Source organism: Bradyrhizobium guangdongense (genome assembly GCF_006483445.1).
In the GTDB taxonomy this organism is placed as follows: domain Bacteria; phylum Pseudomonadota; class Alphaproteobacteria; order Rhizobiales; family Xanthobacteraceae; genus Bradyrhizobium; species Bradyrhizobium guangdongense_A.
On record NZ_PPPT01000150.1, the window covers coordinates 1 to 11,631 of the forward strand.

Sequence of the window (11,631 nt, forward strand, 5' to 3'; positions counted from 1 at the left end):
GCCGTTCGGCCATCGCCGGACCGCAGCCGAGCCAGACGGCAAAAATGATTAGGAAAACCCGAAACGCGCCCATACCAGCCCCAAATCAGCAATGTGATCAGAGTACTTGGAGCGTGCCCGAAAGCAAATTTTATTCTGTGATCTCAGTCACATAGATTCCCGGACCCGTATCAGGCGCGCGCCTTGCCGGCGGCCAGTCGCTCGGCATATTCGATCGCCTCGATCATGCTGCGCTCATTGGCGATGCCCTTGCCGGCGATGTCGAAGGCGGTGCCGTGATCGACCGAGGTGCGGATGATCGGCAAGCCCAGCGTGATGTTGACGCCGGACAGCTCCTGCCAGCGGCCGGTGGCGGGATCGACCTCAAAGCCGAGCAGCTTGACCGGGATGTGCCCCTGGTCGTGATACATCGCGATCACGGCGTCGTACTGGCCCGCGCGCAGCTTGACGAACACGGTGTCGCCCGGCACCGGGCCGACAATGTTCAACCCATCGGCAACCGCCTTCGCGATGGTCGGCTCCGAGACGTCGATGTCCTGCCGTCCAAACAGACCGCCCTCGCCGGCATGCGGATTGAGCGCGGCAACGGCGATTTTTGGCGTCTCGATACCGAGGCCGCGCAGCGCCTTGTCGGTGAGATCGATGACATAGCGCAGCCGTTCCGGCGTCAACCGCTTCGGCACGTCCTGAAGCGCGACATGGGTCGAGACATGGCTGACACGCATGTTGCCGTGGGCGAGCATCATCACCGAGCCCTTCACGCCCGTGAGCTCGGCCAGCATCTCGGTATGACCGGGGTAATGATAGCCGGCCTTGTTGAGCGCTTCCTTGTTGAGGGGAGCGGTCACGATGCCGCCGATGCGGCCCGCCTGGGTCAGGCGCACGCCCTGCTCCACCGCCTTGAAGGCGAAGCGGCCGCCGTCGGCGGAAAGCTTGCCCGGCTTGATCGGATCGCCTTCGTCATCGGCCTGGAGGAAGCAGAGGTTCGGCCAGTCCTTGTCCGCCGCGCGCACCTCGGGGATATCGAGCTTTGCGCCGAGTTGCGCGGCGGCGTTCTTCAGCGCCGCGCCGCTGCCGATGATCAGCAGCCGGAGATCGCCGGCCTCGATCCGCGACTTGAGCTTCTCACAGGCCTTGATGATGATCTCCGGACCGATGCCAGCGGGATCGCCCATGGTGATGGCCAGATGCGGATGGGTCATGTGTTTTGTCTTTCGATGATCAATTGATTGTCCTGCAACAGCGTGCGCCACAGGTTGGGCGCGCCGAAGGCACCGGATTTCGAGATGACAGCCACGCCGTCCCAGCGGCCGCCGCGAAGGGTCGAGCATGGCAGGCCCGGCACGATGCGGCCGGTCACCTCGAGAGCACGCGCGCCGAGTGCGGCGCATGTGGCGCGCAGGGTTTCGCCGCCGGCAACGATCAACGTGCCCGGCGGCTCCAGCGCCGATGTCAGCGAATTCAGTCCGCGCGCGATGCGGCGCGCCGCCTCAGCGCGGGACAGACCTGACGCGAGGTCGAACTTCACCAGCGCCACGCCTTCGCGACCGAGCTTGCGGCGAACCAGTCCGGCATTGTCCTCGTCCGTTTCCGCAAGCGCAATGACGGCGTCGCCGCAAGCCGCAAGCTGCGCTGATGTCGCAGGCTGGTCCGATCCGAACAGCCCGAGCACCGGCTTGCGCAGGAACGACGGAGCGGATGCATCGCTGTCGCGCGCGAGCGCGCCGGCGAGCCCGCCGCTGCCGCACCACAGCACCGGCTGCGATGCGCGGCGGCCGATGGCGACGATGCGATCGAGATCAGCCTCGCTCTCGGCATCGAACACGCTGATCCCCGGCGGAAGATCAGCGTCGAACCGGCCTGATTGCGCATCAAGACCTTCGGCGGCGAGCTGCGCCAGCAGATTGTCGCCAACCCGCAACCAGCTCCCGTCCTGCGCGCGGGCATATTGCTGGCCGCCAAGGGTGCGGCGGCCCTGATAGGCGAAGGCCGGGGCCACGATGCAGGACATCCAGGGGCCTGATCGCAAGGTCGCGCCGAGCTCGGCCGCCCAGGCACCGCGCAACAGGCTGTCGACTTTCTTGTAGGCGATATCGCCGTCGGCCAGCAGCGGCGCCAGGCGCTCGACGATCGCAATGCTGTCCGCCTTGTCGCGCTCCCGCGTACCGGTGTCGACCGCAAGGCAGGCAGGACGATTTGAAGGCAGCGCCTCCGCCCAGGTCACCTGAAACGGTCCGCACAGGCCGACGAACTCGGCGGCCGTATCCAGCGCACCGGTCAGATCGTCAGCGAGAAGGCGGAGCGATGGCCTCACACGGGCCTCCTTCTGGGGTGCCACAGCCAACAGATCGTCGGCGCCTTGGCGAACCGGACCCACTTCGCTCGAAAACGCGCTAGACGTCCCCGTAGGCCGCCTCGACCGGCCGAGTCGCCCGGCCGTAGCCCATGATCATGAAGAGCGCGCCGATGATCGACAGGTTCTTCAGCGCGTCGACCAGCATCTTGCCGTTCTCGGGCGGCACCTGATTCCAGAAATCGTAGAACAGCACGGTCGCGACCGCGACGTAGATGATGAGCAGCATGGCGAAGAAGCGCGCGCCGAAATTGAGCGCGATCATCAGGCCTGCGATGATCTCGAGCGCGCCGACCGCGATCGCCAGGAGTTGCGGCGTCGACATCCCCGTCGCCTGCTCCACCTGCTGGGTGTAGGGCGTGACCATCTCGGGCACGGTGACCTTGGTGGCGATGAAATCGGCGGTGGCCTGGATAGCGAACAGCTTCGTGGCGCCCGTGTAGATGAACAGCACGGCGAACAGGATTCGCCCGAAGGTAACGAACGCTGGCATGGTCGGCCTCTTGGCTCAGGCAAAAGCGGGACGCAGGAGCGATTATGCTGAGTCCCGCAGGCGTTTACAAACGGGGAAATCCGGAACGTGTTGATGAAATCGTGCTTCCCCCTCTCCCCGTTCTTACGGGGAGAGGGTTGGGGTGAGGGGCTGCCTCCGCAAAAATCGTGAGAGACGAACTCGCGGAGAGTCCCCCTCACCCGGATTGCATCTGCGATGCAATCCGGCCTCTCCCCGCGAGCGGGGAGAGGCGAAGAACAGCGCACCTTACGTAAACAGCGTCGGCTGCTGCCGTGCGGCGCGTTCCTGGGCTTCGACGACGGCGACTGCGGTCATGTTGAGGATGCCGCGCGCGGTGACGCCGGGGGTGAGGATGTGTGCGGGGCGCGCCGGACCGATCAGGATCGGGCCCACCGGCAACGCGTCGGCCAGCACCTTGATGGTCTGGTAGGCGATGTTGGCGGCATCCAGCGTCGGCATGATCAAAATGTTGGCCTCGCCTTCCAGGTGCGAATGCGGCAGCACCAGCTTGCGGGCGAGGCCCGACAGCGCGGTATCGGCCTGCATCTCGCCGTCGGCCTCGATCTCCGGATGCTTCTCCTGCAGCAACTGGGTCGCCCGGCGCATCTTGCGCGATGAATCGGTGTCGTAGCTGCCGAAATCGGAATGCGACACGAAGGCGACTTTTGGCTTCAGGTTGAAGCGCTGGACGTGGATCGCCGCGAGCGCCGCCACTTCCGCGAGCTCCTCGGCGCTCGGGTTCGGCCGCACCTGCGTGTCGGCGATGAAATGCGCCCCCTTGGCGGTGATCATCAGCGCCAGCGCGGCATATTCGTGGATCCCCGGGCAGAAGCCGATGATCTCGCGGACATGGCGCAGATGGCTCATGTAGCGGCCCTCGACGCCGCACAGCATGGCATCGGCCTCGCCGCGCATCACCGCGAGCGCCGCGATGACCGTGTTGTTGGTGCGCACCACGGTGCGGGCGCCCTCCGGCGTCACGCCGCGGCGGCCGGCGACCTCGACATAGGACTGCACATAGGAGCGGTAGCGCGGATCGTCCTCGGGATTGACGAGGTCGAAATCCGAGCCCGGCTTGATGGAGAGGCCAAAGCGCTTGATGCGCGCTTCGACCACCGTCGGACGGCCCACCAGGATCGGCCGCGCCAGCTTCTCCTCGAGCACGACTTGCGTGGCGCGCAGCACGCGCTCGTCCTCGCCTTCGGCATAGATCACCCGCACCGGCTGCGTCTTGGCCTTGGCGAACATCGGCTTCATCACGAGGCCGGAGCGGAACGCAAAGCGCATCAGCTGGGTGGCGTAATCGTCGAAATTGGCGATCGGCCGCGTCGCCACGCCCGATTCCATCGCCGCCTTGGCCACCGCCGGCGCGATGCGGAGAATCAATCTGGGATCAAAGGGGCTCGGGATCAGCGAGCCCGGCCCGAAGCCCTGCGTCTCGCCGGCGTCAAAGCCTTGCGCGACGGCGTCCGACGGCGCCTCGCGCGCAAGCTGCGCGATCGCCTCGACCGCGGCCTGCTTCATCGCCTCGTTGATGGCGGTGGCGCCGACATCGAGCGCGCCGCGGAAGATGAAGGGGAAGCAGAGGACGTTGTTGACCTGGTTCGGATAGTCGGAGCGGCCGGTGCAGATCATCGCGTCGGGACGCGCTTTACGCGCCTCTTCCGGCATGATCTCCGGGTTTGGGTTCGCAAGCGCCATGATCAGCGGATGCTCCGCCATCTCCTTGGCCATCTCGGGCTTGAGCACGTTCGGTGCCGAGAGGCCCAAGAAAATATCGGCGCCGCCGATGACGTCGGCGAGCGTGCGCTTATCGGTCTTCTGGGCATAGACCGCCTTCCAGCGGTCCATCTGCGTGTTGCGGCCGTCATAGACGAGACCGTCGATGTCGCAGACCCAGATGTTCTTGCGCTGTGCGCCCATCGAGACCAGCAGGTTGAGAGTGGCGATCGCAGCGGCGCCAGCCCCCGACGTCACGATCTTGACGTCGGACAGCTTCTTGCCGTTCAGCCGCAGGGCGTTGGTGACGGCGGCCGCGACGATGATCGCGGTGCCGTGCTGGTCGTCGTGAAAGACCGGGATCTTCATCCGCTCCTTCAACTGCGCCTCGATCTCGAAGCACTCAGGCCCGCGGATGTCCTCGAGATTGATGCCGCCGAAGGTCGGCTCCAGTGCCGCCACCGTCTCGACCACGCGCTGAATCGTATCGGCGGCGATCTCGATGTCGAACACGTCGATGCCGGCGAATTTCTTGAACAGGACCGCCTTGCCCTCCATCACGGGCTTCGACGCCAGCGGACCGATATTGCCGAGGCCGAGCACGGCGGTGCCGTTGGAGACCACGGCGACGAGATTGGCGCGAGTCGTCAGCGTTGCGGCCTCGGCCGGATTGTTGGCGATCTCGGTGCAGGCGGCGGCGACGCCCGGCGAATAGGCCAGCGCAAGGTCGCGCTGGTTGGCGAGCGGCTTGGTGGCCTGGATCTCCAGCTTCCCGGGCCGCGGCAGACGGTGATAGGCAAGCGCCGCGGAATGCAGATCTTCAGAATAGGACGACATGCGGAGTCTCGCCTCGCGTTTCCGGCCTCAAAGCACTTTTTTGGGACCCGGCCACCAGTCAGCCGGTATTCCGGGTCATGGAAACCGGATGAAGCACGGCCGACGGCCGGGTGGCAATATCCGATTGCGCTGAAATCAACAGAGCACACCGTCAAACACTTGAAAACCATAGCTTTCTCTGGACCGGCGCCGGCTTTGCGAATATGGCAGGTTGCTGGGCACGAGAGCGGCAACCGGAGCTGACGACATGAAGCGCATCCTGATCGGCCTGATCGCCGTTGTCGTCATCGCCGCCGGCGGATGGTTCGGCTTCAACGCCTATGTCCAGCACCGTGCCACGGCCGAGGTCGATGCCGCCTTCGAGCAGCTCCGCGCCGGTGGCGGCAACAAGGCGAGCCATGGCAAGGTCGCGTTCGACCTGGCGACGCGGACGCTGAGCATTGCCGACATCGTGGTCGAGCGCGCCGCGCAGACCAGCGTCAAGATATCAGGCATCAAGGCAACCGGTGTCCGCCAGATCGACGACGACAGGGTTTCGGCCGACAGCATCGAGGTGTCGGACCTGCAGTTCGCCTATGAAGGCGCGGCAGGAGCTGCCAATCTGAAGGCCGCCTACAAGGTCCCGCAGATCATCGTGCGCGACTTCACCGGTCCGATCCGCACGCAGGGCGTGCCCGCATCTGACTCCCTGATCGAGGTGTACCGGTTTGTGCTCAATCAGGTCGTGGCTGTCACGGCATCCTCGGTGGTGGCGCCGACCGTCATGATATCAGTCAACCCGGGCTCCAACGCGCCCGCCAGCGGCGACATCACCTATTCGGGCCTGGCGATCGAGAAGATGAATCGCGGTAAAATCGACGCGGCGAAGATGGACCGCGCGGCCTTCAGCTTCAACGTTGCGCAAGCCAACCGGCCCGACAAGCTGACCGGCGAAATCACCAATCTGATCGTCAACGAGTTCGACGCGACGGCGGTCGCCGCCGTGCTCGATCCGGAGAAGGCCAATGACGACAGCTTTCGCCGCGTCTACAAGCAGGTGTCGATGGGCACTTATGCTGCGGTGAATTCGGCGCTAGGCGTGCGCGCCCAGGTCGACGGGCTCAACGTCGACGACATCGCCTTTCAACCCTCCAAATTCCGCCTCGCCGAGATCATCGCGCTGCTGCCGAAGGATCAATCGACACCGCCGACGCCGGCACAATCCCGCGAGATGCTGGAAAAGCTCGCCGGGATTTATGAGGGCGTGCGCGTCGGCAAGGCCGAGATCGGCACGCTCGCGGTGACCACGCCGCAAGGCGCCACAAAACTCAGGGCGATCAAATACGACCAAAGCGAGATCGCGTTGGAAGGCCTCGATACCCCCTCACCGCAGGGTCAGGTCAGGATCGAGCGCTTTGCGCTCAAATCCTTCAGCACGGGGAATTTGATGCGCTGGGCGGCGCAGTTCGCCAACCTCACGCAAACGCCGACGCCCGATCAGGTGCTCGGCCTGTTCCGCGTGCTCGAAGGCGCGGAGATCAAGGGCGTCGTCGCGCCCTACAAGACCACCAACAAGCTGGTCAATATCGACACGCTCAGCCTGACCTGGGGCCAGCTCATCGGACCGGTCCCGAGCAAGGCGAGCTTCGTCGCGAAGATGGTGGTGCCGACGGACCCGACCAATCCGGCGCTGACGCCGCTGATCGCGGCCGGTATCGACAAGCTCGCGCTCAATGTCGATCTCGGCGCGGCCTGGACGGAATCGTCGGGCGCCTTCGTGCTGGCGCCGGCGACGATCGACCTCGGCAACATTTTGAAGGCGCAGGTCCGCGTCGCGCTCGCCAATGTGCCGCGCGAAGTGTTCTCGACCGATCCGGCGCAGGCGATGCAACAGGCCACGCGAATCGAGGCCGGCGCGATCGAACTCTCCTTGCGCGATGCCGGCGGCGTCGATCTCGCGGTCGCGCAATTTGCGCGCGGGCAGAGCGTCAGCCGTGACGCCGCCCGCGGCACGATCGCGGAGATGATCAGGACCAACGGCGCAGAGATCGCAGGGGCAAATGCCGAGGTCGCTGCCGCCGTCGAGGCCATCGCCCGCTTCGTCGAGACCTCGGGCCAGACCCTCGTCATCAAGCTGACGCCGCGCGGCAAGGTGGGCGTGATGCAGTTGATGGATGCGTTGAACGTCGAGCCGGCGACAGCGCTGGCGCAGTTTCGGATCGAAGCGTCGACGGGGTTGTAAGGCAAGCCCAATCACAGGTGCACCCCCTCGCCCCGCTCTTGCGGGGAGAGGGTTGGGGTGAGGGGCTGCTTCCGCAAACACGATGCAGTTGGACTCGCTGAGTCCCCCTCACCCGCACCGCATCTTCGACGCGATGAGGCCTCTCCCCGCAAGCGGGGAGAGGCAAAGAAAGAATCAGTAATCCACCTTCACCAGATACAGCCCATCCGGTGGCGCGACGATGCCGCAGGCAGCGCGGTTGCGGGCGGCGAGTGCTGCAGAGAGATCATCCGCAGTCCAGCGTCCTTCGCCCACCCAGACCAGCGAGCCCACCATCGAGCGCACCTGGCTGTGCAGGAAGGAGCGCGCCGAGGTCAGGATCGCGACCTCGCGGCCGTCGCGGAGAACGTCGAGCTGGTCGAGCGTCTTCTCCGGCGACTTGGCCTGGCATTCGGTGTCGCGAAACGTCGTGAAGTCGTGCTTGCCGAGCAGGCGCTGGGCTGCCGCATGCATCTTGTCGGTGTCGAGCTTGCGGGGTACGCGCCAGGCGTGGCCGAGGTCGAGCGCGAGATTGGCGCGGGTGTTGACGATGCGGTAGCGATAGTGCCGCTTCACGGCCGAGAACCGCGCTTCAAACGTGTCAGGCACGATCTCGGCCTCAAGCACCGCGATCGGCGCGGGGCGCAGATGCGCGTTCAGGCCGTCGCGAAAGCGACCCTTCGGAAACTGCTTCTCGACGTCGACATGCGCCACCTGACCGATCGCGTGCACGCCGGCATCGGTGCGGCCGGCGCCATGGACGCGCACGTCCACGCCGCACATCGCTTTCACAGCCGTCTCCAGCGCGCCCTGCACCGAGGGCAGCGTCTCCTGCACCTGCCAGCCGCAGAACGGCGCGCCGTCATATTCGATGGTGAGCTTGTAGCGGGGCATCAGGCCAGCCGCATCGGCGGCTTCAGCGGCACGCCGCGCAGGAAGTCCGCGGCCTGCATACGGGCCTTGCCCTCACGCTGCAGCTCGATGATGCGGATCGCGCCGTCGCCGCAGGCGATGGTGAGGTGCTCGTCGAGCACCGCGCCGGGCGCGCCGGCGCCCTTGGCAAGCCGGCAGCGCAGGATTTTCACGCGCGCATTTTCGCTGACATCGGCAAGCTCTGCCCAGGCGCCCGGAAACGGCGACAGGCCGTGGATGTGGTGCAGCACGGCGCGCGCCGGCTTGCTCCAGTCGATCCGCGCCTCGGCCTTGTCGATCTTTGCGGCGTAGGTGACGCCGTCTTCCGGCTGCTTCATCAACTGCAGCCCGCCACGCTCGAGCGCGGCCATCGCGCGCACCATCAGGTCGGCGCCGAGCCGCGACAGCCGATCATGCAGATCGGCCGCGGTCATGTTGTCCTGGAGCGGCAGACGCTCGGCCATGGCGACGTCGCCGGTGTCGAGACCGACGTCCATCTTCATCACCATGACGCCGCTCTCGGCATCATCAGCCATGATGGCGCGATTGATCGGCGCGGCACCACGCCAGCGCGGCAGCAGCGAGGCGTGCAGATTGTAGCAACCAAGCTTTGGCGCATCGAGGATCGCCTGCGGCAGGATCATGCCATAGGCGACGACCACGGCGGCATCGGCATCGAAGGCGCGAAACTCCTCCAGCGCCTCCGGTGTCTTCAGTGTCTTCGGCGTCAGCACGGGAATGCCGAGCTTTCGCGCGGCTTCCTCGACCGGCGTCGGCTGCAATTGCAGGCCCCGCCGACCACCCGGCTTCGGCGCACGGGTGTAGACCGCGACGATCTCATGGCCGTGGGCAACGAGTTCCAGCAGCGTCGGCACCGAGAAATCGGGCGTGCCCATGAAGATGAGGCGGAGGGGCATCAGACGAGACAATCCTCAGAACGAGCAAGGTACTCGTCATGGCCGGGCTTGTCCCGGCCATCCACGCCCTTCTTGCTCGCGGCCCGAAGAACGTGGATGCCCGGCACAAGGCCGGGCATGACGGCGGAGGATGTGGCTACTCCCCCGCGCGCTTGGCGGCTTTCTCGAACTTCTTTATCACGCGGTCGCGCTTCAGCTTCGACAGATAATCGACGAACAGCACGCCGTTGAGATGATCGATCTCGTGCTGGATGCAGGTGGCGTAGAGTCCTTCCGCATCCTCTTCATGCACCTTGCCGTCGAGATCGGTGAAGCGCACGCGCACTTTTGCGGGCCGTTCGACCTCCTCGTAATATTCGGGGATCGAGAGGCAGCCCTCTTCGTAGACCGACAGCTCCTCCGAGGAAGCGATGATCTCGGGATTGATGAAGACGCGCGGGATCGGCTTGGTCTCGCCGTTCTCGTCGCGCTTGGCGAGATCCATGGTGATGAGACGCAAGGGCTGCGCGACCTGGATCGCCGCCAGGCCAATGCCGGGCGCGTCGTACATGGTCTCGAACATGTCGTCCGCGAGCTTGCGGATCTCCGCAGTGACCTTCTCGATCGGCTTGGAGACCAGACGCAACTGCTTGTCGGGCAGGATGATGATTTCTCTGAGGGCCATGGGCCGCGATTTAAGCCGCAGGGGGGAAGCGGTCAATGCGGGCGGGAACGCGTTAACGGTCCGCTAACCATAAAAATTAGCTTTTCGTTAACCATAAAAATTAACCGCCCATTCACCATAAATGTTCGCTATTCGTTCGCGCCGGTGGGCGAATCGGATAGAACGAGCGGCATGAATGAGATCATTTTCCTGCTCGGCGACTGGCCGGTGCGCACGATCGACGCGCTGATCGGCTTCGGTGCGCTGGTCCTCATCCTGCTCGTGGTCATCGCAATGGTGATCGCAAAATCCTCCCGGGGGGCTGCGGAACTCGCGATGGCGAACGCCATCCGGGCCGACGAGCTGGAGGAGCGGCTGAGCGAGATGCTGCGCGCCCAGAGCGAGAATTCCGGCCGGGTCGATGCCATGGCGCAGTCGCTGGCGGGGCGCCAGGCCGAGATGGCGCGCGCGGTCAACGAGCGGCTGGATTCGGTGACCCACCGCGTCGGCCAGTCCATGGAGCACACCACCCGCAACACCATGGAGAGCCTGCGCGCGCTGCATGAGCGGCTCGGCATCATCGACAACGCCCACAAGAACCTCACCGATCTCACGACGCAGGTGACGACCTTGCGCGACGTGCTCGCCAACAAGCAGTCGCGCGGCGCCTTCGGCCAGGCGCGGATGGAGGCGATCGTCCAGGACGGTCTGCCCAAGGGCTCCTACGAGTTCCAGCACACGCTCTCGACCGGCAAGCGCCCGGACTGCGTGGTGTTCCTGCCCGACCAGCGCCCGCTCTGCATCGACGCCAAATTTCCGCTCGAAGCAATGACCGCGCTGCACGATGCGCGCAGCGACGAGGAGCGCCGCATCGCCAGCCAGCGGCTGCGCGGCGACGTGATGAAGCATGTCAGCGACATCGCCGAAAAATACCTGATCACCGGCGAGACCCAGGAGATGGCGCTGATGTTCGTGCCGTCGGAATCGGTCTATGCCGAGATCCATGACGGTTTTGACGACGTGATCCAGAAAGCCTATCGCGCCCGCGTCGTGCTGGTGTCGCCCTCGCTGCTGATGCTCGCGATCCAGGTGATGCAGCAGATCATGAAGGACGCGCGCATGCGCGACGCCGCCGACCAGATCCAGACCGAAGTGATCAAGCTCGGCGACGATCTCGGCCGTCTGCGCGACCGCGTGCTGAAGCTGCAAAAGCATTTTGCCGACGCCAACGAAGACGTCCGCCAGATCCTGATCTCCGCCGACAAAATCGAGAAGCGCGCCGGGCGGATCGAGGAGCTCGACTTCAGCAAGAGCGATGCGCCGGCGGAGGGACCGCGGTTGGTAGCGACGGGCGCGCCGGAGCTGTTCCCGAGGAAGCTTCAGGCGGGGGAGTGACACTCTTCGCCTCTCCCCGCTTGCGGGGAGAGGCCGGATTGCAAAGCAATCCGGGTGAGGGGGAGCCTCCGCGAGTCACGTTGTCACCGTATCTGTGGAGAG

9 protein-coding genes are annotated in these 11,631 nt (G+C 65.3%); 2 read left to right on the forward strand and 7 right to left on the reverse strand.

All coding sequences use genetic code 11. The annotated features are described in order from the left end of the window. Window positions 1-170: 170 nt before the first annotated feature. The 4 genes from pdxA to C2U70_RS21320 all read right to left on the reverse strand — a co-directional run bounded on the left by pdxA (window position 171) and on the right by C2U70_RS21320 (window position 5,423). Window positions 171-1,202: a 4-hydroxythreonine-4-phosphate dehydrogenase PdxA gene (gene pdxA, locus C2U70_RS21300; RefSeq protein WP_140980382.1), complete on the reverse strand. Its 1,032-nt coding sequence runs from the start codon at window positions 1,200-1,202 to the stop codon at window positions 171-173. Continuing rightward, window positions 1,199-2,314 (reverse strand): four-carbon acid sugar kinase family protein, encoded by a 1,116-nt coding sequence (locus C2U70_RS21305; protein ID WP_140980383.1) that lies wholly within the window; start codon window positions 2,312-2,314, stop codon window positions 1,199-1,201. The genes pdxA and C2U70_RS21305 overlap by 4 nt, the downstream gene beginning before the upstream one ends. A gap of 79 nt (window positions 2,315-2,393) precedes the next feature. Continuing rightward, window positions 2,394-2,846 (reverse strand): DoxX family protein, encoded by a 453-nt coding sequence (locus C2U70_RS21310; protein ID WP_140980384.1) that lies wholly within the window; start codon window positions 2,844-2,846, stop codon window positions 2,394-2,396. A 267-nt stretch (window positions 2,847-3,113) separates the two neighbouring features. Next, window positions 3,114-5,423 carry an NADP-dependent malic enzyme gene (locus tag C2U70_RS21320; RefSeq protein ID WP_140980385.1) on the reverse strand — a complete coding sequence of 770 codons (2,310 nt, stop codon included), beginning with the start codon at window positions 5,421-5,423 and terminating at the stop codon, window positions 3,114-3,116. A gap of 247 nt (window positions 5,424-5,670) precedes the next feature. On the opposite strand from C2U70_RS21320, the gene C2U70_RS21325 reads away from it, so the two are divergent. After that, the gene (locus tag C2U70_RS21325) at window positions 5,671-7,644 is read left to right on the forward strand and encodes a hypothetical protein (protein ID WP_186294395.1); all 1,974 of its coding nucleotides are present in this window, start codon (window positions 5,671-5,673) and stop codon (window positions 7,642-7,644) included. A 174-nt stretch (window positions 7,645-7,818) separates the two neighbouring features. Here C2U70_RS21325 and truA read toward each other — a convergent pair whose 3' ends face one another. The 3 genes from truA to def all read right to left on the reverse strand — a co-directional run bounded on the left by truA (window position 7,819) and on the right by def (window position 10,155). Then, entirely contained in the window at window positions 7,819-8,556 is a 738-nt protein-coding gene (gene truA, locus C2U70_RS21330) for a tRNA pseudouridine(38-40) synthase TruA (protein WP_140980386.1), read from the reverse strand. Then, window positions 8,556-9,491, reverse strand: coding sequence for a methionyl-tRNA formyltransferase (gene fmt, locus C2U70_RS21335; protein WP_140980387.1), 936 nt, complete (start codon window positions 9,489-9,491; stop codon window positions 8,556-8,558). Before fmt ends, truA begins: the two co-directional genes overlap by 1 nt. Before the next feature lie 136 nt (window positions 9,492-9,627). After that, window positions 9,628-10,155 (reverse strand): peptide deformylase, encoded by a 528-nt coding sequence (def, locus tag C2U70_RS21340; RefSeq protein ID WP_140980388.1) that lies wholly within the window; start codon window positions 10,153-10,155, stop codon window positions 9,628-9,630. Between the two features lie 171 nt (window positions 10,156-10,326). Between def and C2U70_RS21345 the strand changes: the two genes are divergently transcribed. Beyond that, complete coding sequence (locus C2U70_RS21345; RefSeq protein WP_140980389.1) at window positions 10,327-11,529, forward strand: DNA recombination protein RmuC; 1,203 nt, start codon at window positions 10,327-10,329, stop codon at window positions 11,527-11,529. Window positions 11,530-11,631 lie beyond the last annotated feature (102 nt).

What these genes read in the sequence shown, in the direction of transcription:
- C2U70_RS21310 (WP_140980384.1), bottom strand. Translation starts at nt 2,846, where the DNA reads ATGCCAGCGTTCGTTACCTTCGGGCGAATCCTGTTCGCCGTGCTGTTC.
- C2U70_RS21345 (WP_140980389.1), top strand. Translation starts at nt 10,327, where the DNA reads ATGAATGAGATCATTTTCCTGCTCGGCGACTGGCCGGTGCGCACGATC.
- pdxA (WP_140980382.1), bottom strand. Translation starts at nt 1,202, where the DNA reads ATGACCCATCCGCATCTGGCCATCACCATGGGCGATCCCGCTGGCATC.
- def (WP_140980388.1), bottom strand. Translation starts at nt 10,155, where the DNA reads ATGGCCCTCAGAGAAATCATCATCCTGCCCGACAAGCAGTTGCGTCTG.
- C2U70_RS21325 (WP_186294395.1), top strand. Translation starts at nt 5,671, where the DNA reads ATGAAGCGCATCCTGATCGGCCTGATCGCCGTTGTCGTCATCGCCGCC.
- C2U70_RS21320 (WP_140980385.1), bottom strand. Translation starts at nt 5,423, where the DNA reads ATGTCGTCCTATTCTGAAGATCTGCATTCCGCGGCGCTTGCCTATCAC.
- fmt (WP_140980387.1), bottom strand. Translation starts at nt 9,491, where the DNA reads ATGCCCCTCCGCCTCATCTTCATGGGCACGCCCGATTTCTCGGTGCCG.
- truA (WP_140980386.1), bottom strand. Translation starts at nt 8,556, where the DNA reads ATGCCCCGCTACAAGCTCACCATCGAATATGACGGCGCGCCGTTCTGC.